The organism is Streptomyces sp. NPDC007095, from assembly GCF_040634475.1.
Taxonomy (GTDB): Bacteria; Actinomycetota; Actinomycetes; order Streptomycetales; family Streptomycetaceae; genus Streptomyces.
Genome location: NZ_JBEYFS010000034.1, coordinates 8,745 through 33,649 on the forward strand (window position 1 = coordinate 8,745; position 24,905 = coordinate 33,649).

A 24,905-nucleotide genomic window follows, 5' to 3' on the forward strand; every position below is an offset into this window, starting at 1 on the left:
GCTCGGCACGGACATGTCCATGGGCACGGGGATGCCGCTCGGCACGGACATGTCCATGGGCACGGGAATGCCGCTCGGCACGGACATGTCCATGGGCACGGGAATGCCGCTCGGCACGGACATGTCCATGGGTGCGGGGATGCCCCTGGCCGCGGGTGTGCCCGTAGTCACCGGCGCGGTCAACACGGTCAGCCCCGTCGGCGCGATCGGCGCCGCGGAGTCGGCGTACGGCGGGAAGGCCGCCAAGGCCCTTGCCTTCGCCCGTACGCAGATCGGCAAGCCGTGTGTCTGGGGCGCCACCGGACCGGACTCGTACGACTCCGCCAGCCTCGTCCAGGCCGCCTGGAGGGCCGCTGGGGTCTCCCTCCCGCGCACCGTGCACGGGCAGGCGACCGCCGGTGCGGCGATTCCCCTGACCGACATCCAGTTCGGCGACCTGATCTTCTTCTACGACAACGTCAGCCACGTCGGCTTCTACACCGGCAACGGCATGATGATCCACGCCCCCAGCCCGGGTGCCTCGATACGCGAAGAGTCCATCTTCTTCGCCGGACAGAAGGCGATCCACAGCGCGCTGCGCCCGGCGTGACGGACGGCGCCACATCGATCAAGACCCCAAAGCGCACATAAGGCACTGGAACGGCCGAAGTTTCGCAACAGGGGATGTACGTGATCCGCGCGGACCTCGCCGCCCGGCTAGCCACCTGCGCTGACCATACTGGGTGCGCACGCCGCCTCCCACCGCAAAGTGACTCATGCCCAAGCCCTCCACCGCCCGCGCCATCGCTCCGGAAACCGTCTGGCTGGCCGGCGGGCGCCATGTCGGGCCCGCCCCGCAGGAGATCCTCAGGGAGAACCTGCGGAGGCTGAAGGCCGACGAGACGATCCACGACTTCCTGGAGGCAGAGAACTCCTCGGACTCCGAGGGGCATGTCTTCGAGGCGCGCTGGCAGGTCGACGACGCCGTCACGGTTCGCGCGCGGCTCACGACGGACGGGCGCGATCACGCCGCCGAGGGAAGCCGCTGGACGCTGGTGGCCGAGGCGGAACGGCCCTGGGACCTCGCGTGGCCCTCTCCCGCGACCATGTTCTGGCCCGAGGGACACGAGATCCCCTGGGACCACGACATCGCGGCCGGGCTCCGCCTGCGGGACATCAACCCGCTGCCGCAGGAGGACAAGGCACTGCGCCGCCTGCTCAAGGAGGCCGCGCAGCACAGCTGGAGCATCAACGTCGTCATCCATGAGGCGATGACCACCGACGAACGCGGTCGCCTGCCGCTGGCCCGGCTGCTCCCGCCCGGTCTGCGTCACCGCGTCGTGGAACACCGCGCCGCGCCCGAGCAGTTCCAGACGGTCAACTGGGCGCTGTACGACCTGGGCGTACGGGTGCCGCGCGGTGGCGCCGTGATCCTGCCCGGTTCCCCCGCCCGGCCCGGGTACGACGAGCAGGACTCCACGGTACGCAGTGTGTTCCTCGACGGCTCGGAGCCGACGGAGCTCCTGGAGAAGGTCGTACGGTACGCGGCACTGCCCCGGCCGCTGCCGGAAGCGGCGCAGGACGCCCTCACCGGCCTCCGGGAGGACTGGAAGCTGCTGACGCTGGAGGAGGCACGGGCGCTGGTGGCTGTGTACGCCGAGGCACTCGACGCCATGACGAAGTCGCGCGACCAGTACCGCGAGGCGACCGAACTCGCGCATGCGGCGCTGGCCGACCTCCGAGACCTCCGGACGACGGCGTCCGGTGCGCACGAGGCGACCGCCGGCCAGGACGGGAACCCGCTGCACCAGCTGACGCGGACGTTCCAGCGGGTCGCGGGCACCGTACGGGCACGGCGCGCGGCCCGCGACGACACACCGGACCGGGGCACCGCCAGGGGTACTGACACCGGAACCGGTGCCGACACCGGCACGCCCGAGAACCAGCGCGGCAAGGGCGAATGATCGCTACCGGAAACCGGCGCCGGCCCGGGGCCACCCGCTGAAACCGGCGTGTCACGGCGCGCCCGCTCGCGTCACGCACCTCGCCAGAGGTTGGCGAACGCCGCGTTCTCGATGGACCGGCGCTGGCGTACCGCTTCCAGTTCCATGACCGCGTCGTTGACGGCGGCCAGCACGGTCGTCACCGCGTCGTCGGTCATGACCGGACCGTCGGCGCCCTGCTCGGCCGGAATCCCGACGGCCGCCGCGAGGGAGACGAGGACAGGCTCGTCGGCGGCCCAGCGGTGCAGGGCCCGGCGCCGGGCGGGCGAATCGACCACGACCATCCGGACGGCTCCGAAAAGCAGTCGGCGTTGGCGTTGCCGGGTCAGCTGACCGTCCGCCTCCAGGGCGGCCAGATGGACCGCGGCCAGGCCGCGCCCCCTGCGCCACAGCCAGTCCTCGACGGGCTCGTAGGGCACCTGGCGTACGAGCGAGGACGCCGCCTCGGCCAGGAGGCGGTCTTCCGTCGTCGGCTCCGGTGCCGGCACGAGGCGGTCGCCGTCCAGGTGGACGGCGTCGGCGGCAAGGAGGTCGATCACCTCGGCTCCGGCGAGTGCGAGGGACAGGTCGCCCTGCCCCACGGGGCGGTCCGGGTCCACGTCCATGGCGGTGATCAAGAGGTCCCTGGCCGTGGTCATAGATGGCTCCCCCACACAGTCTCCGGAGGGGAAAGCCTACGATCTTCGGCGGGGAAAGCCTACGATCCTCGACCGCTCGGCGCAGGTGCCTCAGAGCGGAGCAGGGGGCCCGTCGCTCCATGCGACGAGCCCCCTGCTCTGCGTACGCCGTCCGCCCCATGAGCGGCCGGGCGTCAGCCGCGGAAGATGTCCTTGGTCTTCTCCTTCGCCTGGCGCGCGTCGCCCTTGGCCTTCTCCACACGCCCCTCGGCCGTCAGGCGCTCGTTGCCCACGGCACGCCCCGTGGTCTCCTTGATCTTGCCCTTGGCCTGCTCGGCCTTCGCCTTGGCTTTCTGGTCGCGAGCCATGGAACTCACCTCTCGGTGCTCTCGGCGTCAGGTGCTCACTGACCCGTGTGACCCTGGACAAATGTTGTAAACATGCCCGGACCGTGGAGTCCATGGAGTCCATGGAGATCGCGCACCACGCAGGAACTACGACCGCAGGAGCTACGACCGCAGGATCTACAGCCGCCGGAGCACCGCCCCGGCCATGGCCGCCTCGCCCTTGGCATTGGGGTGTGCGGGGGCGGCGGGTGAAGCGGGCTGCAGCGGCTCGATCCACCGGTCGGCGGGTGCCTTGCACATGTCGTGTCCGACGGTGGGTTTGTACGTGTCGACGTATTCGGCACGGCTGAACCGGGCCACCGTACGCATCATCAGGTTGAGCCGCTTCCCGACGTCACGCAGGTAGGCGAAGTCCTTGGCGGCGAACGGGACGGACGGATAGCAGCCGATGCCGTCGTCGGGCAGGAGGTCCGGATAGCCGACCACGAGCACGCGGGCGTGCGGCGCCCTGTCGTGCACGGCGCGCAGCACCCGCGCGATCTTGGGAGCCGTCTCGATGATGTTCAGTGTCAGCTGGTCGAAGCCCGAGGAGTTGTAGTACTGCTGGCAGGGGTTGCCCGACGGGTCCTTGGAACTCAGCGAGGCACAGGTGCCGATGATGGAGCCGAAGCCGATGTCGTTGCCGCCTATCTGCACGGTCACCAGGTCCGTGGAGCGCTCGACGGCGTTCAGTTGGGGTCCGTTGGTTCCCTGCGCCTTCCACATGTTGTCGGTCGTCGCGCCGGCGCAGCTCACGTCCGTGAACGTTCTGGCCGAGCGCCGCGCCGCGACGAGCGAGGGGTAGTTCTGGTCGGAGCGGGCGCAGTTGGCGTCCACCTGACGAGGGATCAGAGGTCCGGAGGTGTACGAGTCGCCGAGCGCCACGTAGTCGGCTCCCCGGTGGGAGTGCGATCCGCTCGCGACGGCGGGAGACGCGGAGGCGACGCCGAGGAGAAGGACACCGCAACCGAGGGCGGCTCCCAGCGCGGAGGCGTGTCCTCGTCTTCGGGTGGCATCGTCCCGGACCACGTGATGGTTCATCATCTCTCCTCCGTCGACACTGACGCGGCGTTCCTTGCACGCAACATCGCTTGTATACCGGCCGGTAGGTCGCTGGAGAAGGGATCTGTCACATATGCGGGAAACCCGTTCGGGTAGGGCAACCGGGCGGCGGCCGTCAGCGCGCGTCGGCGGGCTTCAGAGCGGGCTCGGGCTCTGCCTCCGTGGTCACCGATGCCGTCGCGGTGGTCGCCGGCCGCCTGCGCAGGCCGACCGCGCTGAGCACCGCGCCGATCGCGAGGGCCACCACGGAGCAGAGCAGGGCCGCGCGCAGGCCGGACAGGAAGTGGCCGGAGGCGGCCTGGCCGACGAGGAGGCCCATCACCGCGACCCCTGTGAGGCCGCCCAGCTGACGCGAGGCGTTGAGGACGCCGGAGGCGATACCGGCGTTGGCCGGGTCCACGGAGCCGAGCATGGCGTTCGTCATGGAGGGGACGACCAGGCCGAGGCCGAATCCGGCGACGACGAACTGCGCGATCATCTGCGCGTACGCCCCCGAGTCGACGACCGGGACCATGGCCAGGTAGCCGACGACGGCCAGGCCGTTGCCGGTGATCATCACGGTCCGGGCGCCGTAGCGCTTGACCAGCGGACCGCACGACAGGTTCGCGATCATGATTGCTGCCGTCATCGGGAGGAACGCGAGTCCGGTGCCGATGGGCGAGTAGTCCCAGACCTGCTGGAAGAAAAGGCTGAAGACGAAGATCAGGCCGTAGAAGGCGAAGTTCAGGAGCGCGCCGATGACGGAGGTGGAGCTGAACGCCCCCCTGCCGAACAGGTGGAGGGGCAGCATCGGGTCGCCACTGCGGCGCTCCACCGCGAGGAAGCCGATCAGCGCGACCAGGAAGACGGCCAGGCAGGTCAGCACGGTGGCCGAGGACCAGCCCTGCGCGTTGGCCTCCACGATCGCTCCCGTGAACGCGCCCAGGCCGACGACGGCGAGCAGTTGACCGGGCAGGTCCAGCGAGCGGCGGACCGAGGCGTCGCGGGCGGGGGCGGGCCGGGCGTACGCCCGCACGAGCACGATGCCGAGGGCGGCGATGGGTACGTTGACGTAGAAGATCGAGCGCCAGCCGAGCGAGTCCACCAGCAGGCCGCCGACGACCGGGCCGAGCGCGAGGGCGAGTCCGCCGGCCGCGGCCCAGAGGCTCACGGCGCGGGAGCGTTCCGCCGGGTCGGGGAAGTCGGTGTTCACGATCGACAGGGAGGACGGCACGATCATCGCGGCGCCGACGCCCTGGACCACGCGGGCGGTGACGAGGCCGACCAGCGAGAAAGCGGCGCCGCAGGCCAGTGATGTCACGGCGAACAGCGCGAAGCCCGCCATGAAGATCCGCCTGGGGTCGTACCGGTCGCCCATGGCACCGGCGGTCAGGAGGAAGGCGGCGAAGGTGAGCGTGTAGCCGTTGATCACCCATTCCAGACCGGACAGACTGCCGCCGAAGTCCCCGCCGAGCACCTTGATGGCGACGTTCACGACGCTGACATCCAGGATGACGACCACAAAACCGAGACAGGCCGCGAACAGCGTCAGTCCCGGCCGGGCCTTGTGGGGTTGAGTCCGAGGCACGGATTTCCTTCCGACGTACCGGAGGGCGGTGGGGGGCGCGGAGCCGGGCGATACACAGCGGGCTCCCGGTAGACTGTTCGTCTACGAGCGAACAATCCGAGTGTACGCAGATCATCGAACACTCTGCAATCCGTGTACGGCACGCGTCACGGACCAAGCGAGTCGGGACGGAGCGACCAGCCATGGCGGCACAGAGCCGAGAGTCGACCGCACGGGGCGGACGGGCGACCGTGGAGAGCGGACAGCCGACCGCGGCCGCGAGTCACCGGACGCCACCGGTCCACACGCCTCCGCGCGACGTACCGCTGGAGACGGCGCTGCTCGCCCTCGCCGACCCCGTCCGCCAGACCCTGGTAAGGGAGTTGGCCGGGGCCGCCGACTGGGAACGGGCGTGCGGGAGCTTCGACGTGCCGGTCACCAAGGCGACCCTCAGCCGCCACTTCGCCGTACTGCGCGAGGCCGGCCTCCTGGAGCAACGCGACGCCGGACCCAAGAGGCTCAACCGGCTGCGCCGCGCCGAGTTCGACGAGAGCTTCCCCGGCCTCCTCGACCTGGTCCTGCGTACCGAGGGCAGGGCCTGAGCGCCTCGCGGGAAGCCCCCGCTGGTGTCACCCAGGGATCGCCCGCGGCATCCGGCGCCCTGTCCCGGACCCGCACCTCGAACGCGCCCCTTCGGGACCGCCGACGGCACCGGCCGCAACGAGCGAACCCCGCCTCCGGAGCACCGGGGGCGGGGTTCTGTGGAGCGCCGGGCAGGCCTTGCACCTGCATCTCCCCACAGGAAGCGGGGCGTCTTTCCTTGGACCACCAACGCGAGGCCTGCCGCCGAGACTTCCGGCGGACTGCTCAAGATCGATCATAGCGTAGTCCAAGCCGCCGACGGCGCACGTGTCAGGCGGCCGACGGCCGGGCGTACTGGAGAAGGTGGTCGGCGAGCAGGTGCAGAACCGCCTGGCTGTGGTCGCTGTTGCGGTCGACGAGCCAGGTCATGTTGAGGCCGTCGATCACCGAGTGCACGTACCGCGCGAGGACCGGCACGGGCTGCGTCCACTCGATCCCGGCGTTGTCGGCGGCCAGTTCGAGCAGGGAGGCGAAGGCGGCCAGGAAGATCTCGTACTGCCTCCTGGCGATGTTCTCGAAGCCGGGATTGCGCAGCGCGTACTGGGTGAGCTCGTAACTGATCTGGTGCTCGCCGGGGTTGGCCTCGAACCCCTTCCAGAACGCGTGCAGACTGTCGAGGACGCTGTCGCGGATGTCCTTGTGCGGCGCGAACAGGCCCCGGACCTCGGCGACATACCGCTCGGTGAGGGTCTCGGTGACGCGTTCGAGGAGCTGCGCCCTGGAGTCGAAGCAGTAGTGGAACGCCCCGAGGGTCATACCGGCCTCGTTGACGATCGCACGGGTGGTGGCCTTGGCCACGCCGTCACGCGTCATGACCCGGATCGCGGCCTCGAGGAGCTCGGCCCTCCGGTCGCTCGCCGCCATACGGGACACACGATCTCCCCTCTTCACCTGCGGGTTCATCCGTCAGGATAGCCAGACCCACGGGCCGAGCGTCGGCTCGGAGCGTGGATCCGCCCGAGAAGTAAGTCAAGCGTCCAAGACTCTTGACTTACTTCTTCGCGGTGGGCGACCGTAGCGGCACCTGACACCTGGCGCGAGTCCCCTCTGGAGGCGGAAGTGCGACCGCAAGCCACTGTCGTTCTGGACGGATTCGGCACGTTGGAGTCCCTGCGCTGGCACGACGGCGCGCTGTGGTTCTGCGACTTCGCCCACGGGACGGTGCACCGCTGGGACACCCTCGGGGAACCGGAGACCGTGGTGGAGGTCCCCGGCCGGGCCGGCGGCCTCGGCTGGCTGCCCGACGGGCGGATGCTGGTCGTCTCGATGGACGGACACCGCGTCCACCGGCTGGAGCCGGACGGCTCCCTGGCCGTGCACGCGGACCTCGGGGACATCGCCGGCGGCCCGGTCAACGACATGCTCGTCGACGGGCAGGGCCGCGCTTACGTGGGCAACTTCGGCTTCGATTACCACGGCTTCGTCCGCCAGCAGCCCAACGCCATGCTCTACGCACCGCCGGGGCCGCCCAGGGCCCCGCTCGCCTGTCTGTCGCCGGAGGGCGAACTACTGGGCCTGAGCGAGCCGTTGGTGTTTCCCAACGGCTGCGTCCTCATCGACGAGGGGCGGACCCTGCTGGTCGCCGAGACACTGGCGATGCGGCTCACCGCACTGCCCGTGCTGCCCGACGGACGGCTCGGCCCGCCACGCCCCTGGGCTCCGCTGGTCCCGGCCTGGCTGTGGAGGTCCCTCAACCGTCCAGGGCTGTACGGCCGGATCACCCGGCGTGTCTCCTCCCTGCTGGACCACCAGGCGATCGCCGACCGCTCCGCCACCCCCATCGCCCCGGACGGCATCGCACCGGGCAAGGACGGCACGGCCTGGGTCGCCAACGCGCTGCGCGGCGAGTGCGTCCGGGTCGGCCCCGGCGGCAAAATCCTGGACCGCGTCGCCACCAGCCAACGCACGCTCAGCTGTCTGGTCGCGGGCCCGCGCGGCGACACCCTGTACGCCGCCACCGTCCCCACCGACGACCCGGAGCGCGCCGCACAGCTCGACGGCGCACGGCTGGAGGCGTACGTCCTGCCTTCGTGACCGCGGGCGCACGGGCCTCCCCCGACAGCGGGGCCGCCCTTCCGCTCGCGGACACACGCACTCCGTCCACGGGTCCATCCCCCGCCCGCCTCCTGGGAGTTCACATGCACGGACATCGATCGGGCGCCGGCGTCCACGACACCTCGTTCGGCAGCGGCGGCTCCCGCGAGGGGAGGCCGCGATGAGCGTGGTCCTGGTGACCGGTGCGGCCAGTGGGATCGGCGCCGCCACCGCGCGCGAGGCGGTGCGACGCGGCCACCGGGTCGCCCTCGCCGACATCGACCTGGCCGGGGCCGCCCGCCTCGCCGACCGACTCGGCCCCGACGCCTGCGCGCTCTCCCTCGACATCCGTGACGGGGACGCCTGGGAGGAGGCCTTCGACGCCGTCGCGGCCCGGCTCGGCCCTGTCGAGGTTCTCGTCAACAACGCCGGGATCATCCACACGGGATACGCACGCCAGTTGTCCCTGGAGCAGCACCGCCACATGGTCGAGGTCAACCTGCTCGGCCCGATGGCCGGGACGCTGACCGCGCTGCCCCGGATGCGCGCCCAGGGGCACGGGCACATCATCACGGTCTGCAGCATGAGCTCGTTCCTGCCGCTGTCCGGTTACACCACCTACGGCGCGACCAAACACGGGTTGCGCGCCTTCCACCACAGCGTGGCGATCGAGGAACGGGGCGGACCGGTGACGTTCAGCATCATCCACCCGCCCGGCACCCGGACGCCGATGCTGGAGCAGGAGATGGCCGACCCGAGCGCGGTGATCACCTTCGCCGAGAAGCCGCTCACCCCCGAGAAGGTCGCCTCGGTCATCGTCGACGCGATCGTGAAGAAGCCGGTCGAAGTCGTCCACCCCGCCGTCGGCGGACGCGTTCAGCGGGTCGCCGGGGTGTTCCCCCGGCTGATGCGCTTCGTGATCCCCAAGGTGGCGGCCATGGCGGAACACCGCAGCAGGAGCATCACCCCGGCCACGGCCGTGGTGCGCGAGCGAGGAGACAGCCTATGACCACCGACACCGCCACCACCCCGGCCCGGTCCGCCCCCGCGGAACGGGGGCGCTTCGACCGGTTGCGGGCGGCGACCGCGGGCCTGGAGCCGCCCTTCGGCGTCATCGATCTGGACGCCTTCGACACCAACGCCGTCGACCTCGAACGCCGCGCGGGCGGCAAACCGATACGGCTCGCGAGCAAGTCGCTGCGGTCGCGCGCCCTCATCCGCCGGGCTCTCGCCCGCCCCGGGTTCCAGGGCATCCTCGGCTTCACGCTGCCCGAAGCCCTGTGGCTGGCCGAGGAGTTCGAGGACATCGTCGTCGGCTACCCCACCACCGACGCCACCGCCTTGCGTCGGCTGGCCGCCGACGAACGGCTCGCCTCCCGGATAACCTTGATGGTGGACTCCGTCGAGCACCTGGACCTCGTGGACGCCGCGACCGGCCCCAGGCAGACCCGTGTCCGCGTCTGCCTGGAGCTGGACGCCGCCCTGCGACTGGCGGGCGGCCGGCTCCACCTGGGGCCGCGCAGGTCCCCGGTGCACACCCCGCGGGAGGCGGCCGCGTTCGCCCGCGAGGTCGTGGCCCGTCCGGACTTCGAACTGACCGGGATCATGGGGTACGAGGGCCAGGTCGCCGGCCTCGGCGACAACCAGCCCGGTTCCCTGGTCAAGCGGGCCGTCGTGCGCGCGATGCAGCGTTCGTCCGTCGAGGAGCTGCGCCACCGACGGGAGGCCGCGGTCGCCGCCGTACGTGCCGTCGCCCCGCTGCGATTCGTCAACGGCGGCGGCACCGGCAGCCTGGAGACCACCACGCGGGAGGACGCCGTCACCGAACTCGCGGCGGGCTCCGGCCTGTACGGTCCCGGGCTGTTCGACTTCTACCGGTCCTTCCGGCCGGTCCCCGCCGCGTACTTCGTGCTGCCCGTCGTACGCCGGCCCTCCCCGAAGATCGCGACGCTCCTGGGCGGCGGATGGATCGCCTCCGGCCCACCCGGCAAGGACCGGCTGCCCACCCTGGCCTGGCCCCCCGGCCTGCGCGTCACCGCCACCGAAGCGGCGGGCGAGGTGCAGACCCCGCTGCTCGGCAAACCCGCGCAGGTCCTGCGCATCGGCGACCGGGTGTGGCTGCGGCATGCCAAGGCAGGTGAACTGTGCGAGCGGGTCGGCGAACTCCACCTGGTCAGCGGCGGCGAGGTGGTCGACACCGTACCGACGTACCGGGGTGAGGGCCGGCACTTCCTGTGACGGCCCGCCCTGCGGGCAAGGTGACACCATGACCCGCGTCACCGGCCGAACCGTCCTGATCGTCGGCGCCTCCTCGGGCATCGGCGCGGAGGTGGCACGCCAACTCGCGCACAGCGGCAACCGGCTGGTCATCACGGCACGGCGCGCCCCCGAACTCGCCTCCGTGGCCCAGGAGATCCGAGCCGCGGGCAGCACCTGCCTGGACATCGCCGCCGACGCCCTGGACCCGGGAGCGGCCTCCGCGGTGGTGGCCGCGTGCGTCGCGGAGTACGGATCCGTCGACATCGCGCTCCTCAACGCCGGCCAGGGACCGGACATGTCCATGGACCAGGTCACCGTGGCCGACATCGCACGGATCACCGCCTTGGACTACGACGTCGTCGTCCACTACCTCGTCCCGCTGATCGCACAGATGAAAACCCAGCGCAACGGAGGCCTGATCGCTCACACCAACTCGCTGGCCGGCCTGATGGGCATCCCCCGCCAGGGCCCGTACTCGGCAGCGAAGGCCGCCGCACGCACCCTCATCGACACCGCACGCGTCGAACTCGCACCCCGTGGCATCCGGTTCACCAGCATCCACCCGGGCTTCGTCGCAACCGACCGCGTCGGTACCGACGGTCTCCCCAAGCCCTTACAGATCAGCCAGAACCGCGCGGCACGACACGTCGTACGCGCCCTGGAAAGAGAACCGGCACAGGCTTACTTCCCCTGGACCACGACAACCCTGGTCCGCACCCTGCGCGCCCTGCCCACACCGCTCTCCGCCCTGATACTGCGAAAACTGGCCTCGCTCCAGTAGCTGGAGTCGGTTCAGGGTTCGATGACGAGGCGTTCCACGAGGTCACCGCGGAGCCTGAACCGGTAGCGCGGATCGACGGTTCCGCCGGGGAAGTCGCCTTCGAGGTGGTGCGTGGCGGTGTAGTGCCTCGCGTCGGTGCGCTCGGCCCCGGTGAGACCGATGGTGTGCGTGAACTCGGTCGCCGACCGGTTCAGCCAGCGCTCGATGGCGGCGGTGCCCTGGCAGGTGTTGCCGTCGTCGATCGCCGTGGCGTCCTGGGTGAACGTGGCGATGGCCACGGCGGTGTCGTGGGCGCGGTGCGCCGTGAGGTAGCGGGTGATCACCTCGGGCCGGGTGTCCGGAGCGCTGACCTGGAGCTGGTCGTGCTGCATGGCGGGCCTCTCCGTGGTGGCGTTTTTCAGGTGCTGTCGGTAAGGGCGGTTCACACCGTGGTCATGCCGCGAGGTGAGCGGCCCCGACGACTGAGCGCCGCCCCCGCGACCGCTCAGCCGGGCGGAGGGGGGCGATGGCCGCGCGGCACGTCCCGTGAGGGCAGCTCGCGCCCCAGGCGGGCGAGTGGGGACAGGGCCATCAGCGCCGGGGACAGCGTCATGCCGGCGGCCGTCACCAGGAGGCTGGTGCGCAGCCCCCACTCCCCCGCGAGAAAGCCGCCGAGCAGCGAGCCGAGCGGGGTGACCCCCATGCCGACGAACGTGATCGTCGCGGCCACCCGGCCTTGCATCCCGTCCGGGGTGACGGCCTGCCGCACAGCCATGACCGTGACATTCACCAGTTGGCCGAAGGTCCCGAACACGAAGTTGACCGCGACGAGCGAGGGGATCGTCACCGCGGAGGGGCCGCGCAGCGCGGGCACGCACAGCATCACGCCGTCGCCGAGCGCCGCCGCCGACACGAGCACCACGCCGTGACCGAACCGGCCCGGGAGCCGGGCGGCCAGCACGGAACCCAGGAGCGCGCCCGGTCCCGTGGCGGCGAGTGTCAGCCCCACGACGCCACCCGACAGATGCAAGTCCCGTGGCAGGAACAGCAGATAGCCGGTCATCATCGCCGCGAAGGAGAACTGGAAGGCGGCCGAGGCCAGGCCCACGGTCCGCAGGTAGGTGTCCCCGGCGACGAAGCGCAGGCCCTCGTGGATCCGGCGCCAGACCCGAGGGGCCCGCCCCGAGCGCTCGGGGACCGATTCGCGGCGCCGGATCCGCCGGATCGACAAGAACGACAGCACGAAGGACACGGCGCAGGACGCGGCGGTGATCGGCGCCGACAGAAGTGACACCAGCGCGCCGCCCAGGGCGGGGCCGACGATCTGCGCCGCCGAGCGGCTGCCCTCGATCGCGCTGGTGGCCCACGTCAACCGGTCGCGCTTCACCAGTCGTACGAGAGAGGCCTGGTACGCCACGTCGAAGAACACCGACAGGGCCCCGACCGTGAAAGCGACCACGAGCAGCGCCGGCAGGCCGAGCCCGCCGAGGAGTCCGGCCAGGGCGGCGCCGCCCAGCGCCAGGGCCCGTCCGAGGTCCGCCAGCACCATCACCGTGCGGGTCCGCCATCGGTCCACCCACGCGCCGGCGAGGAGCGCGAACAGCAGGATCGGCGCCTGCCCCACCGCGCGGAGGACGCCCAACCGGCCGGCATCGGCGTCGAGCGTCAGAACCGCGATCAGCGGAAGGACCACCAGACTCGCGTGTTCGCCGAGTTGGGAGGCCGTCTGCCCCACCCACAGCCGACGGAAGTCGGCGTCGCGCCGGAGGGCCTGCGGAACAGCACTCCCCGAGCCGGACGCGGAGGATGGCGAGGAGGACGAGGAGGACGGACAGGAGGAAGCGTCCGGCACAGGAAACCCCTTGGGTCGCGCAAGACAGAGTCCGCCACCCGGCGCACGTCGAGGACGCCGACGGTTCAGGTGGGGGAAGGCTCGCTGTGCCGCGCATCAAGGGCAGCACGCGATGACGGGCCGCTCAGGGCCTACGACGTCAACGCGCGCTCGGACGACCGGGCATGTCTTTTCTCCTCGGGGATCAGACTCGCTGCCCGCACCCTAACCTCCGACTGATCGGCGCGAAAGGGGAATACCTACGCGGCAGTCGAGGTGTTCAGGTCCCGGTTGACGGCACGGGCGGCGCCCTCGATCGTCGTGACGCCGTCGGCCATCGTGCGGTTGTCCTGGGAGAGCACGACCAGTCCGTAGTCGTGGCCGCCGCCGGTGAACGCACCGACGCTGTGCACCCGCCAGCCGTGGGTGTCGCGCGGCAGCCAGCCGTTCTTGACCTGAACGGTCGCGGTCGCGGGGGCCCCGGCCGGCGTCCCCCAACGCTGCTCGGGGACGACCCGGTTCATGAGCCGGAGGGCGTACGTACGCGCGTCCCGGTCGAGGACGGAGTTGTCCGAGGTGAGCAGTCGGAGCAGCTTCAGCTGGTCACCGGCCGTGACCTGGGTGTGCCCCCAGTACCCCTTGGGCCCGGGGACGGTGTCCCCCATCCCGGCCAAGCTCAGGAAGTGCTGGATGCCGGCGTGGCCGATCTGGTGCCACAGGGCGTTCGTCGCGTCGTTGTCCGACTTGGTGATCATGGCGGTGGCCAGTTCCACCTCGTGAGCGGTCAGGGCCCGGTGCTGCTCCATGGTCTGGCGCAGCAGCGCTCCCAATATCGTGACCTTGACCACGCTCGCCGAGTCGAAGGCGGTGTCGGCCCGGAAGCTGCACGAGGTTCCCGTGGTGCGGTCATAGAGCGCGAGCGCCGTGGCACGGTCCCGCCCGTGCAGGGCACCAGCGATGTCCTTCGACAGCCGGGCCGCGAGCCCCGGCCGCTGGGAGGTGCACTTCACCTGGGAGCCGCCGACGGTGGCGGTGGCGTCGGCGGTGCTCGCCCGGGCCGGGGCGGCGGCGAAGAGCGCCGTGAGCACCGTCCCGGCGGCCGCGGTCGCGGCCAGTCCGCGCCGCGCGCGGCGCAGTGCGTGCATGTCCGGCATGAAGATTCCCTGCTCTGTGTCTGCGGTCACATCGGGAGCCCGTTCACGGGCACATCCCGATTCCCGAATGACGGCGACGCTACAGGGACGGAAGAGGCCCAGGTGCACGGTAAACAGCGATATGTCTTAATTCGGAGGTTTTTAACCGTGTGACATTCATCAACCCATTCATCCCTGCGGATGGTCACCGCGGCGGCGTTCACGCCTGGGGGGACGCCGGAGAAGGAGCCTTCGTCACGGGTCGCCGGCGGCGCGGCACGGGCCCCAGCAGGACGTAGGCCGCCGAACCGGCGGCGAACGCCAGCCGGATCAGGCCGCAGACACGGTCGGAGGGCACCAGCAGGGTGCTGCCGTACAGGGAGAGCAGGGCGATCCAGCTCCACCACGGCACCAGGCGGCGCTGCCCGACCGCGTCCCACAGCAGGGTGCCGAGCAGAATCGAGGCGCTGTAGTACGTGTAGACGCTCGGGTCGAGTGCGATGCGGGCGTCGGCGCCGAGCAGCACGACCGCGGGCCAGCGGCCTCTGAGCACCGCCAGGGCGCCGAGCCCAAGTCCCAGGAGTACTTGGGCCGGACGGTCCCACCAGGGCGTGGCAGGGGCCAGCACACCCAGCCAACGCAGCGCCGAGGCAGGCTGGTTGGCGATGGTGAATCGGGCGGCGGCTGCCGAGTTGAGATGGGTGACGTAGAACGGCAGCCACGCGACGGCCACCAGGCCGACCGTCCAGAACGCGGAGTTGCGTCGTTGCGCGGCCGGCAGGGCGAGCAGCAGAGCCGCGAACGCCAGCGCCCAGGGTTTCGAGTCCACCGCCAGCGCGAGCATGATGCCCACCGTGCGCCCTTGGCCCCGCACCAGGGCACGCACGGCCAGAGTGGTGAAGAACAGCGCGAGTACGTCGTCCAAGTGGGCGAAACGGACCGCTACTTCGACCCACATCGGGATGAAGGCCACCCCCGCCACGAGCACCCGCTGCTGGAGTCGGCGGTGGTTGAGTCCCGTGCCGCGGTTGTGGTCGGCGGCGCTGCGGCCGACCAGAACCAGCATGTAGAGGCCGAGCGCGGACATCACCGCCTCAGCCAGCACCTCCGCCACGTGGGGTGGCAGCGGGGCGAACAGCGCGGCCGCCAGAAAGCTCACGGGGCCGATCTGCAACTCCGGATGGTTGGCGTAGATGGCCAGGCCGCCACCGGGAACGGCGCCGAAGAGCAGCTGGCCTCCGGTTCGCAGGTAGTGCCAGGAGATCCCCCCGTGTCTCTGCACCAACAGGAACCAGAGCAACGTCCACGCCGCCAGGACGACGATATGGGGACGTATGCCCTTGCGTTCCTGCCGCATGACCCAGGGGACGGCCCGTCCCGAGGCGCGGCCGCCCGTTCCGCGGTGACTTTGCTCCGGGTCCTGCGCCCGTGTCGATCCCCCGGCGTCCTTCCGGCCCTCGTCCCACCGCACAGGCGCCTACCGCGCCAGCTGATCGGCGACGTCACGGACCGGCGCGCACCGGTCCCCCACTGGAAGATCCGCGCCTTCCATCAACACCCCTTGTCGTTCCCGCACCCGCGGCACAGACCGCGGGCGGTTCCCCGCGGGCTCCGGCACTCACGTGCCTGCCGCCACGACAACCACGCTCAGGTACGAGGCACTCAACTCGCGTTGTCCGTACGGCCGGAGACATGTTCCGAGGGCCTGGTCACGGCCCTCGCGGCTTTCCCGCGCTTACGGATCAACCCTAAACATACATTCGGGCGCGACTTGCAACGCAGGGGAAACACACACCCCACTCTCACCAGCCGGGCTGTTCGGCCCAGGCACGAGAGGCCGCGGCGAGGACTCCGTCCAGGATGACGTCCAGAGCCCAGTCGGTGCGGCTCGGTCCGTCTCCCGACACGAGCGTGTCGCCGAGCCGGGCGATGTGGGGGTAGCGCGCCGGGTCCGCCGTGGCGATCTTCGCGGCCAGGGCGGAGAACTCGGCCTCCTGCGTGGCGGACTTCGGGGAGCTGTGTTCGACGGCCACGGCGGTGGGATACAGCAGCAGCAGGTCCATGGCCCAGGCCGCTTCCCGGCCCGACACCCCGCCCTCTTCGAGGAGACCGAGGATCGCATCCGCCAGCGCCAGGTAGTTCGGGCCACTCGGCTGTGTGGACATCGCCATCCGGGCGATCTCCGGATGCCGGAAGAGCACCTCTCCATAGCCGGCCAGCAGCGCCTTCAACCGGTCCCGCCAGGTACCGGCCTCCGGCGCGGGCACCTTCACCGGCCCCAACAGGGAGTCGAGGATCTGCGCGTGCAGGTCCCCTGTGTTGCGGACGTAGACGTAGAGCGACGCGGGCCCGGTGTCGAGGGCCGCCGCGATGCGGCGCATCGTCACCTTGCCCAGTCCCTCGTCACGAAGGATCGCCAGCGCGGCGTCGATGATTCCCTGCCTGGTCAGGGCGGGCTTCGCCGGGCGTTCCCGTCGGCTGACCGGAGCGGACTTCTCTGGAGTCATGCCGCACAAGGCTAACGAACATGTTCGTGAAAAACAAGTTCGTGTCGAACGCGGCGGGCACACGGCGCGCCGGACACCGCCGCGGGGCCGCTACACCCGTGCCTCACGGCGTAACGACCCCACGTTCCTCACACCGCGATCCCGTTCAGCTCGGCCAGCTCCTTCTCGGGAAGGACCAGGGCGGCAGCGGCGATGTTGTCGCGCAGATGTGCCACCGAGGAGGTGCCGGGGATCAGCATGATGTTCGGGGAACGCTGCAACAGCCAGGCCAGGGCGACGGCGACCGGAGTGGTCCCCAGCCGGCCGGCGACCGCGTGCAGGGTGTCCGACTGCAGCGGGGAGAAACCGCCGATGGGGAAGTAGGGCACGTAGGCGATGCCCTGCTCGGCCAGGGAGTCGATCAGCGCGTCGTCGGAGCGGTTCGCGAGGTTGTAGAAGTTCTGCACACACACGACGGGCGCGATGGACTGGGCTTCCTTGATCTGCTCGGCGGAGACGGTACTGACACCGAGATGCCTGATCAGCCCCTCCTGCTGGAGCTCCGCGAGCACGGTGAACGGCTCGGCGAGCGAACCCGGCTCGGGGGCGTCGAGCCCTCCGACCCGCAGGTTGACGACGTCGAGTGCGTCCAGGCCGAGGTTGTCGAGGTTGCTGTGCACGGCCTGGCGCAGCTCGTCGCGCGACAGCGCCTTCGGCCAGCCTCCCTCGGCGTCCCGCAGCGCTCCGACCTTGGTCACGATGTGCAGCCCGGCCGGGTAGGGGTGCAGCGCTTCCTTGATGATCTGGTTGGTGACATACGGGCCGTAGAAGTCGGAGGTGTCGATGTGGGTGATCCCCCGCTCGACCGCCTCACGCAGGACGGCCACGGCGGCGTCCCGGTCGGCCGGCGGCCCGAACACGTGCGGACCGGCGAGCTGCATGGCGCCGTATCCCATGCGGGTGACCGTCAGGTCCTTGGCCATGGTGAACGTTCCGCCGGGAAGTGACTGCACGGTCATGTCGATGCTCCTGTTGGTTCGGTGGGGCTGAGTGGCGGAGGGGCGGTCGCAGGGTCTGGCATGCGTACGAGGTGACGTACCGGCCCGGACTACCAGGGAAGGGTGCCTTCGGCGTCGAAGAAGCCCCCGGTGGGACCGTCGGGGCCGATCTGCGCCGTCCGCACGATGATCTCGGCGCCCTGCTCGACGGTCTGGATGCCGGTGTTCCCGTTCAGGTCGGTCTTGGTGAAGCCGGGCTCCACCGCGTTGATCCGCATGTTCGGGAACGCCTTCGCGTACTGCACGGTGATCATGTTGACGGTGGTCTTGGAAGCCGGGTAGGCGACGCCCGGGTAGGCGTACGCCGGGGTGCCCGCATCGCTCACCCGGGCCAGCGAGGCCAGCCCGCTGCTGACGTTGACCACCACCGGGGCGGCCGAGGCCTGAAGCAGCGGGAGGAAGGCGTGGGTGACGCGCACCATGCCGAAGACGTTCGTCTCGAACGTCTCCCGCATCACGTCGGCGGTCACATCCGCGGCGCCGATCACGGAGTTGCCCTCGCCTCTCGACTCGATGCCCGCGTTGTTGATCAGTACGTCGAGCCCGCCCTCGGCCTCGATGGCCTTCACGGCGGCCTGCACCGACGCGTCGTCGGTGACATCGAGCTGGACGGCCCGGGCGCCCAGCTGCTCGGCGGCCCGGCGTCCGCGTTCGGCGTCCCGGCTGCCGACGTAGACCGTGTGGCCCGCGGCGACGAGCCGGCGGGCGGTCTCGTAGCCGAGGCCCTTGTTCGCTCCGGTGATGAGTGTTGTCGTCATGACTCCACCCTGCGACCGGACCATGCTCACAGCCAGTAGCCCCGTCTTCCTGGGACTGTCGGTACCAGCCTCCTACGCGTCCGGCGGCGCGCCAGGAATCTGTCTGCGCGTGATGGCGGCTCCGGCCACAGGGGCGACAGCGAGGCCCTGCCGAACCGACCGCACCACGAGTGCCAGACTGCACGACGGGACCGCCGCGATCAGGTGGCCGTCGGAGATTCGCGCGGCACCCCGAAACGCCCGGAAGACGCCCTGGAGACACCCGCGAGAAGACGAGGGACGCGCATGACCGAGGTACGTGAAGTACGGGGAACCTCCGTGAACATCCCCACCCAGGACGGCTCCGCCGACGCCTATCTGGCCCACCCCGACGACAACACCGCCCACCCCGCGGTGCTGTTCTACATGGACGCCTTCGGACTGCGCCCCCGGCTGAAGGAGATGGCCGACCGGCTCGCCGGGGCCGGCTACACCGTGCTGGTTCCCAACCTCCTCTACCGCCACGGGCCGGCACCGGTACTGGAGTTGCCCGACGTCATCGACGCGGACCACCGTCCGGCGCTGTTCGAGCAACTCCTTCCGATCGTCGGGGAGTTGACCCCCGACCTGGCCATGCGTGACGCCGACGCCTATCTGTCCTGGCTGGCCGCCTGCCCGCAGGCCGCCGACGGACCGCTCGGCATCACCGGCTACTGCATGGGCGCCGGCCTGGCCCTGCGCACCGCCGGCACCTACCCCGAGCGGGTCGCGGCCGCGGCCGGCTTCCACGGCGGCCGGCTGGCGACCGATGCCCCCGACAGCCCGCACCTGCTCGCCGGCCGGGTCACCGCGGAGCTGTACTTCGGCCACGCCGACCAGGACGCCTCGCTGCCGCCCGAGCAGATCGAGCGCCTCGACAAGGCGTTCACCGAGGCGGGTGTCCGCCACCACAGCGAGGTCTACACCGGCGCGCACCACGGCTACACCATGGCCGACACCGCCGCGTGCGACGCCAAGGCCACCGAACGGCACTGGGCAGCGCTGCTCGACCTCCTCGACCGCGCTCTCTGAACACGTCGCTCCACCGATCACGGGGACGGCCGTCTCCGGTCTCGGGACCCTCAGCGCGGTTGAGCCCTTGCGCCCCGCGTACGCCTCGCACCACGTGGCGGGAACAGCCGCTCCAGGCCACTTCGTGACCATGCCGAGAAAAGCAGGGCGCCGAGGGAAGCCCACAGTCTTCGGCAGCGCCCGTGCAGCACCGCCAGGACTATCGCGGCGCCCACGGCGATCAGGTGCTCACGGCCTGCCAGATTGGGTTTGACGATCGACTCCCACACCATCGAGCCGCCGGTGAGCGCGAACACGATGGGGGCGCGCCGGATGACCGAGAGGTAGGTGAACAGTCCCACCACCGCGGCAGAAGGCCCGGTGTCGAGCACCTGCCCGATCTCGCGCGGCAGGCCGAGCCCCCACCAGCCCGGGCCGAGCGCGATCATCACGCGGACCGTGAGGGTGCCGGCCAAGGTGGTGGCGTACGAGATGACCAGTGTCCGGGCCCTGCCGAGGGCGAGTTCCGCGAGAGCGAAGGCGAAGAACAGCTGGGTGATGCCCGCCCACACGGGAAGGTCGAGGGCGGGCACGTACAGCGACACCGGAGTACGCAGCAGGGCCAGGGGCAGCGGCAGGCAGGCCTTCACGCCGCCGGCCAGCCGCACGATCACCGCACCGGTGGGATGTTGGGCGAGCGCGTGGAAGAAGATGACCCCGAAGACGGCCACGAACGCCAACAGGAGTCCGGACAGCCCACGGCGCACGAGTTGCCGTACCGGATCCACGACGATGCCGTGCCACTCCCCGTACAGCGTGCGCCCGACGAACAACGCGAACCGGCGCAGTGGGCCGCGCGGCCGCACGCCCGCCTCGTCACTCGCGGCGTGCGGTAACCGGTCCTCGCCGAACCCGTCGCCGCACGCATGACCGTCCCCGCCATCACCGCGACGCTCGTCGACCGCCCAACCCAATGGTCTCTCCCCCAAACCCCCCACAGGACGCCTCATCGTATAGAGCGACATAGTCCGCATCACGGAGCCCCCTGCCAGTGCCTGCTCCCTGTCTCTGCGATCCGTGGTCCGCTGTGACAGGGGTGTGACGCGGGCGCCGTGCGACGTGTTGTGTGCGGTCGTGATGATGGGACGCATGTCTGAGCAGGGGGACGGGGCAGGAGAGCCGCGAATTCCGAGGTCACGGCTTTCGGACTACGCGGAAATGGCGGGCCGCCCGGCCCCGCCGGAGCACGCGGCGTCTTCGCGGGAACGTCCGGAGCCGTCACAGCAACTGGCCGAACAGGAACGGGTAGCAGGGTCCGCACCGGATGAGACGGCCGCTCGCCGACGGGAGTTCGCCGCGCTGCTGGGGAAGTTCCGCCGCACCCCGTGCTGGTCCCGCTGGGCGACGGGCCCGGACCGGACGACGAGCGCGGCTTCCTGACCGCCGACCTGAACGGCATCCGCTTCGTTTTTCAAGGTCGTCGCCAACGGCCGGCGCTGCGACGGACGGCGGTGACCAGGAACTGGTCCGCTACGGCTACACCGACGGCAACCTGACCGAGGTCGTCAACTCCTCCGGCCGTCCCACCCGCTTCGGCTACGACGAACAGGGCCGCATCACTTCCTGGACCGACACCAACGAGCGCCGCTTCAGCTACGTCCTCGACGATCAGGACCGCTGCGCCCATCAGTCGGGCGCCGCCGGCCATCTGCACTCCGCCTTCGCCTACGGACCGGTTGCCCCGGACACCGGCGAGCACTCGACGACCGTCACCGACTCACGGGGCCGCACCACCCGCCACCCGATCAACCGGCGCTGTCAGGTGACCGCCGAGACGGACGCCCTCGGCGCGGTCACCCGCTACCGGCGCGACCACACCGGCCATCTACTCCGTCACCGCCTTCGAGGTCGAGCCGGTCGCCGTCATCCCTGCCTCCTCGCCCCGTGCCGCCGATGAGCTGGACGAGAAGTGGCACCGATGCGCTTCGGCGAGTGCGCTGTACGGCGACAAGGGCGAGTTCCTCATCCTTCCGCCCCTGTCGGGCGGAAGTGAGATCGGCTGGGTAGCAGTCACGGACCCGGTCGGCGAACACCTGCCTTCACGCGTCGCCGGGGTGACGGGCTCCCCCGAGTTCCCCGCCGTTTCGATGGACCGCCATCACCTGTGCGCCGCCTCGGCCGAGGAGGGCGACTACTGGGTCGTACAGCACGAACTCTCCTGACGGCACCACCCTGCTCGTGGACCGGACCGGACCGCGGCCCGATGCCGGTGCCAGGCGCTCCTGCGGATACTCAGTCGGACACCGCCTCCTGCTGCAGCTCGGCCGGCGCGGGCTCCGAGGTGACTGCCGTGGTGTAGAAGACCGACGAGCCCTGCTTGGTGCGGTGGGCGTGGCTCTTGGCGACCAGTCCTTCGAGGGTGGTGCGCACGACCGTGGTCTTCACGCTGCGGTCGGGGTGGGCCTGCGTGAGCGCGGTGGTGATCTCGGCGGCGGAACGCGGCTCGTTCTGCTTCTCCAGGTGTCCTCGGATCAGCTCGACGAGGGTCGGCTTGGCCGCTGCCGTGGACGCCTTCACGGACGAGGCCTTCTCGGACGAGGCCTTGGCCGACGAGGCCTTGGCCGACGAGGCCTTGGCCGACGAGGCCTTGGCGGACGAGGCCTTGGCGGCGGGCTTCTTGGGCGCCGTCTTCTTCGCGACCGTGGCGGCCGCCTTCTTCCCCTTGCTCTGCTTGGGTTCGGCAGAGGCCTGGTGAGGCACGGAGGGCGCAACTGCGGCCTCCGCCCCGGGGGTCGAGTCGGGACCGCCGAGCGCGTCCTGCATGTTCACCAGGACGATGTGATCGTGCTGCAGGGCACGCAACTGCTCCTGCAGGGCTTCGATCTCCGCGCCGACACGGTCCTGCTCCTTGGCATTGCGCTCAAGGTCACCCGTCACCTGGGCGATGTACTGCGACGTGAGTTCTGTGGAGTGGGAGTTGGAGCTGACTTCAGACATGACATGGGCCAATCGCTCGCAGGACACAACTGCCACGGCCTGCGGCAGTGTAGAGATAGTACGCACGAGTGGAACCGGATGCTCCTGTCGCGCCGGTATGTGCGACACATATGCCTCCCGGGCCGACTCATGTGCTAATGCCGCCGAACCGCCATGTGGCCTTCGACGGCGGAGGGTTGGCCGCTCTCGTCGCCCGTGGCAGCCGACCTCATGAGTCATGGCTCCAGGTGCGGTGACCGGCCGGTGTACCCGAAGCCGACGCGAGCAGGTACCTCAGAGCCGTGTCCTTCCGCCGCCCATCCCGTCGGAGATGCGTTCGAGGCGTTCCAGGCAGGTCACCGCGTCACTCGTGCGTCCCTCTTCCGGGTGAATCTCGGCAAGGGAGGTTCATGGTCGTCCGTGAGTTGGCGTGCGCGGCGGGTCGTCACGGACCGGCTCCGTTCCCACGGCTCCGCCCAGCGCGACCTCCTGATGGGCGGGTCAGGAGAAGCGGGCAGTGCGGGTGCCGACGGGCACACCAGGCCGGCCGGTGTCCAGGGAGCCGTCGGCGTTCACCTGGAAGTTTCCCGTCGCGGAACTTCAGGCGCTCGGACTACGCGCCACGACGAACCCGAGCGGCCTTGCGGGCCTCGGCCGTCTGGCGTGCCTCGGCGGCCCGGCGGGACTCGCCACCGGCGCGTCCTGGGCGGGTGCCCAGGCCCCGGAAGGGGGCACCGCCGCGCTCGGGTCGCTCCGCGACCGGCCGGCCGCCGCCGATGGGAACACCGGAGGGAGCCTGCGCGCCGGTGATCCGGCTCAACTCCGCCTCGCCCGAACGGACCTGGGTGACGTGAGGCCGGATGCCCGCGTCGGACATGAGCCGGATCATGTCGCGGCGCTGGCCGGGCAGAACGAGTGTGACCACACTGCCTGACTCACCGGCGCGGGCGGTACGGCCGCCTCGGTGCAGGTAGTCCTTGTGGTCACTGGGTGGGTCGACGTTGACGACGAGGTCGAGATCGTCGACATGGATGCCGCGGGCCGCGACGTTGGTCGCCACCAGGACAGTGAGGTGACCGGTCTTGAACTGTGCGAGCGTACGCGTGCGCTGGGGCTGCGACTTGCCGCTGTGCAGCGCCGCGGCCTTCACGCCACTGCTCAGCAGGTGCCTGGTGAACTGGTCGACGGCGTGCTTGGTGTCCAGGAACATGAGCACGCGCCCGTCGCGGGCGGCGATCTCGGTGGCGGTGGCGTACTTGTCGGCACCGTGCACCTGCAGTACGTGATGCTCCATGGTGGTCACCGCGCCCGCCGAGGGATCGACCGAGTGGACCACCGGGTCATGGAGATATCGACGGACGAGGAGGTCGATGTTGCGGTCCAGCGTGGCGGAGAACAAAAGACGCTGGCCGTCGGGGCGCACCTGGTCCAGCAGTTCGGTGACCTGGGGCATGAAACCCATGTCGGCCATCTGGTCGGCCTCGTCCAGGACGGTGATGTTCACCTGGTCGAGACGGCAGTCATTGCGCTCGACGAGATCGGTGAGGCGGCCCGGGGTCGCGACGACGACCTCGGCCCCGGCCCGCAGCGCGGCGGACTGCCGACCGATCGACATACCACCGACCACGGTGGCCAGCCGCACCTTCAGCAACTGGGCGTACGGGGTGAGCGCATCGGAGACCTGCTGGGCCAGCTCCCGGGTGGGGACGAGGATCAGGGCGCGCGGCTTCCGGGCCTCGGCCCGCTGTCCTGCCGTGCGCACGAGGAGTGCGAGGCCGAAGGCGAGCGTCTTGCCCGATCCGGTGCGCCCGCGGCCCAGGACGTCGCGTCCCGCGAGGGAGTTCGGCAGTGTGGCGGCCTGGATCGGGAACGGCTCGTTCACGCCGAGGCTGGTGAGCTTCTCCAGCAACGCGACGGGGAGGTCCAGCTCACCGAACGCCGCAACCGGGGGGAGGGCCGGGGTGATGGTCTCCGGCAGCGCGAACTCGCCCTGCGGTGCGGAGGGTCGGCGCCCGTCGCCGCCCGAACGGGCGCCGGGGCGCCCCTGGCCGCCCTGCCGACGGGTCTTGGCAAAACGGTCGCTCGTACGAGCTGAGCGGTTCATGGAGAACCTTCCTCGATATGGCACGTATCGAGGAATTCTCGGCAGCGATAAACCGAATGAATTGCAAGAACGAACCGAATCCGACTTCCGGGCGGTACCCAGGGGTCCACGCTCTGCGAAATGCAAAAATGCCCGACGACATAAAGTCATCAAAGGCACTTGGAGCTTACGGGAACCACAACTGACGTCAACTTTAGCACGGCACGCGCACCCGGGCACGAAACGTAGCATTATCGACCGCA

24 protein-coding genes are annotated in these 24,905 nt (G+C 70.4%); 9 read left to right on the forward strand and 15 right to left on the reverse strand.

From position 1 onward, the window contains the following. Together ABZ656_RS14245 and ABZ656_RS14250 are read left to right on the forward strand one after the other, a co-directional pair. Nucleotides 1-589, forward strand: a 589-nt coding sequence (locus ABZ656_RS14245) for a C40 family peptidase (RefSeq protein ID WP_360267798.1), incomplete at its 5' end; no start/stop codon positions are given. Between the two features lie 166 nt (nucleotides 590-755). Further along, nucleotides 756-1,943 (forward strand): hypothetical protein, encoded by a 1,188-nt coding sequence (locus ABZ656_RS14250; protein WP_360267801.1) that lies wholly within the window; start codon nucleotides 756-758, stop codon nucleotides 1,941-1,943. 71 nt (nucleotides 1,944-2,014) lie between these two features. Here ABZ656_RS14250 and ABZ656_RS14255 read toward each other — a convergent pair whose 3' ends face one another. The 4 genes from ABZ656_RS14255 to ABZ656_RS14270 all read right to left on the reverse strand — a co-directional run bounded on the left by ABZ656_RS14255 (nucleotide 2,015) and on the right by ABZ656_RS14270 (nucleotide 5,614). Beyond that, complete coding sequence (locus tag ABZ656_RS14255) at nucleotides 2,015-2,620, reverse strand: GPP34 family phosphoprotein (RefSeq protein ID WP_101407624.1); 606 nt, start codon at nucleotides 2,618-2,620, stop codon at nucleotides 2,015-2,017. Nucleotides 2,621-2,793: 173 nt separating this feature from the next. Next, a complete protein-coding gene (locus ABZ656_RS14260) occupies nucleotides 2,794-2,967 on the reverse strand; it encodes a CsbD family protein (RefSeq protein ID WP_101407625.1) in 174 nt (57 codons plus the stop codon). A 156-nt stretch (nucleotides 2,968-3,123) separates the two neighbouring features. Further along, nucleotides 3,124-4,026 carry an SGNH/GDSL hydrolase family protein gene (locus ABZ656_RS14265; RefSeq protein ID WP_101407626.1) on the reverse strand — a complete coding sequence of 301 codons (903 nt, stop codon included), beginning with the start codon at nucleotides 4,024-4,026 and terminating at the stop codon, nucleotides 3,124-3,126. Nucleotides 4,027-4,162: 136 nt separating this feature from the next. After that, entirely contained in the window at nucleotides 4,163-5,614 is a 1,452-nt protein-coding gene (locus ABZ656_RS14270) for an MFS transporter (protein WP_360267806.1), read from the reverse strand. 182 nt (nucleotides 5,615-5,796) lie between these two features. Here ABZ656_RS14270 and ABZ656_RS14275 point away from each other — a divergent pair, with 182 nt between their 5' ends. Continuing rightward, nucleotides 5,797-6,195, forward strand: coding sequence for a helix-turn-helix domain-containing protein (locus ABZ656_RS14275; RefSeq protein WP_101407628.1), 399 nt, complete (start codon nucleotides 5,797-5,799; stop codon nucleotides 6,193-6,195). 310 nt (nucleotides 6,196-6,505) lie between these two features. Here the strand turns inward: ABZ656_RS14275 and ABZ656_RS14280 are convergent, their stop codons facing one another. Next, entirely contained in the window at nucleotides 6,506-7,099 is a 594-nt protein-coding gene (locus ABZ656_RS14280) for a TetR/AcrR family transcriptional regulator (RefSeq protein WP_101407629.1), read from the reverse strand. A gap of 195 nt (nucleotides 7,100-7,294) precedes the next feature. Here ABZ656_RS14280 and ABZ656_RS14285 point away from each other — a divergent pair, with 195 nt between their 5' ends. The 4 genes from ABZ656_RS14285 to ABZ656_RS14300 all read left to right on the forward strand — a co-directional run bounded on the left by ABZ656_RS14285 (nucleotide 7,295) and on the right by ABZ656_RS14300 (nucleotide 11,309). Continuing rightward, nucleotides 7,295-8,269 (forward strand): SMP-30/gluconolactonase/LRE family protein, encoded by a 975-nt coding sequence (locus ABZ656_RS14285; RefSeq protein ID WP_101407630.1) that lies wholly within the window; start codon nucleotides 7,295-7,297, stop codon nucleotides 8,267-8,269. A 181-nt stretch (nucleotides 8,270-8,450) separates the two neighbouring features. Then, complete coding sequence (locus ABZ656_RS14290) at nucleotides 8,451-9,278, forward strand: SDR family oxidoreductase (RefSeq protein ID WP_360267810.1); 828 nt, start codon at nucleotides 8,451-8,453, stop codon at nucleotides 9,276-9,278. After that, the gene (locus ABZ656_RS14295; RefSeq protein ID WP_101407632.1) at nucleotides 9,275-10,507 is read left to right on the forward strand and encodes an amino acid deaminase/aldolase; all 1,233 of its coding nucleotides are present in this window, start codon (nucleotides 9,275-9,277) and stop codon (nucleotides 10,505-10,507) included. Before ABZ656_RS14290 ends, ABZ656_RS14295 begins: the two co-directional genes overlap by 4 nt. A gap of 28 nt (nucleotides 10,508-10,535) precedes the next feature. After that, nucleotides 10,536-11,309, forward strand: coding sequence for an SDR family NAD(P)-dependent oxidoreductase (locus tag ABZ656_RS14300; RefSeq protein WP_360267813.1), 774 nt, complete (start codon nucleotides 10,536-10,538; stop codon nucleotides 11,307-11,309). Nucleotides 11,310-11,320: 11 nt separating this feature from the next. On the opposite strand, the gene ABZ656_RS14305 is transcribed toward ABZ656_RS14300, so the two are convergent. The 7 genes from ABZ656_RS14305 to ABZ656_RS14335 all read right to left on the reverse strand — a co-directional run bounded on the left by ABZ656_RS14305 (nucleotide 11,321) and on the right by ABZ656_RS14335 (nucleotide 18,554). After that, nucleotides 11,321-11,680 carry a nuclear transport factor 2 family protein gene (locus ABZ656_RS14305; protein ID WP_360267816.1) on the reverse strand — a complete coding sequence of 120 codons (360 nt, stop codon included), beginning with the start codon at nucleotides 11,678-11,680 and terminating at the stop codon, nucleotides 11,321-11,323. A 113-nt stretch (nucleotides 11,681-11,793) separates the two neighbouring features. Continuing rightward, on the reverse strand, nucleotides 11,794-13,140 hold the full coding sequence (locus tag ABZ656_RS14310; RefSeq protein ID WP_360267819.1) for an MFS transporter: 1,347 nt from the start codon (nucleotides 13,138-13,140) through the stop codon (nucleotides 11,794-11,796). 239 nt (nucleotides 13,141-13,379) lie between these two features. Next, the gene (locus ABZ656_RS14315) at nucleotides 13,380-14,264 is read right to left on the reverse strand and encodes a serine hydrolase (protein WP_360267873.1); all 885 of its coding nucleotides are present in this window, start codon (nucleotides 14,262-14,264) and stop codon (nucleotides 13,380-13,382) included. Between the two features lie 208 nt (nucleotides 14,265-14,472). Beyond that, nucleotides 14,473-15,609 (reverse strand): hypothetical protein, encoded by a 1,137-nt coding sequence (locus ABZ656_RS14320; protein WP_101407636.1) that lies wholly within the window; start codon nucleotides 15,607-15,609, stop codon nucleotides 14,473-14,475. A gap of 445 nt (nucleotides 15,610-16,054) precedes the next feature. Next, nucleotides 16,055-16,759: a TetR/AcrR family transcriptional regulator gene (locus tag ABZ656_RS14325; RefSeq protein ID WP_101407637.1), complete on the reverse strand. Its 705-nt coding sequence runs from the start codon at nucleotides 16,757-16,759 to the stop codon at nucleotides 16,055-16,057. A gap of 128 nt (nucleotides 16,760-16,887) precedes the next feature. Next, complete coding sequence (locus tag ABZ656_RS14330; RefSeq protein WP_101407638.1) at nucleotides 16,888-17,757, reverse strand: aldo/keto reductase family oxidoreductase; 870 nt, start codon at nucleotides 17,755-17,757, stop codon at nucleotides 16,888-16,890. An 89-nt stretch (nucleotides 17,758-17,846) separates the two neighbouring features. After that, the gene (locus ABZ656_RS14335) at nucleotides 17,847-18,554 is read right to left on the reverse strand and encodes an SDR family NAD(P)-dependent oxidoreductase (RefSeq protein WP_360267824.1); all 708 of its coding nucleotides are present in this window, start codon (nucleotides 18,552-18,554) and stop codon (nucleotides 17,847-17,849) included. Between the two features lie 285 nt (nucleotides 18,555-18,839). Between ABZ656_RS14335 and ABZ656_RS14340 the strand changes: the two genes are divergently transcribed. Then, on the forward strand, nucleotides 18,840-19,604 hold the full coding sequence (locus tag ABZ656_RS14340) for a dienelactone hydrolase family protein (RefSeq protein ID WP_360267827.1): 765 nt from the start codon (nucleotides 18,840-18,842) through the stop codon (nucleotides 19,602-19,604). 50 nt (nucleotides 19,605-19,654) lie between these two features. Here the strand turns inward: ABZ656_RS14340 and ABZ656_RS14345 are convergent, their stop codons facing one another. Next, a complete protein-coding gene (locus ABZ656_RS14345; protein WP_360267876.1) occupies nucleotides 19,655-20,416 on the reverse strand; it encodes a hypothetical protein in 762 nt (253 codons plus the stop codon). A 491-nt stretch (nucleotides 20,417-20,907) separates the two neighbouring features. Between ABZ656_RS14345 and ABZ656_RS14350 the strand changes: the two genes are divergently transcribed. Next, a complete protein-coding gene (locus ABZ656_RS14350) occupies nucleotides 20,908-21,540 on the forward strand; it encodes an RHS repeat domain-containing protein (protein ID WP_360267830.1) in 633 nt (210 codons plus the stop codon). A 335-nt stretch (nucleotides 21,541-21,875) separates the two neighbouring features. Here ABZ656_RS14350 and ABZ656_RS14355 read toward each other — a convergent pair whose 3' ends face one another. Both ABZ656_RS14355 and ABZ656_RS14360 read right to left on the reverse strand, forming a co-directional pair. After that, nucleotides 21,876-22,580, reverse strand: coding sequence for a hypothetical protein (locus tag ABZ656_RS14355; RefSeq protein ID WP_360267833.1), 705 nt, complete (start codon nucleotides 22,578-22,580; stop codon nucleotides 21,876-21,878). A 592-nt stretch (nucleotides 22,581-23,172) separates the two neighbouring features. Continuing rightward, nucleotides 23,173-24,663 (reverse strand): DEAD/DEAH box helicase, encoded by a 1,491-nt coding sequence (locus ABZ656_RS14360; RefSeq protein WP_101407643.1) that lies wholly within the window; start codon nucleotides 24,661-24,663, stop codon nucleotides 23,173-23,175. Nucleotides 24,664-24,905: the final 242 nt, after the last annotated feature.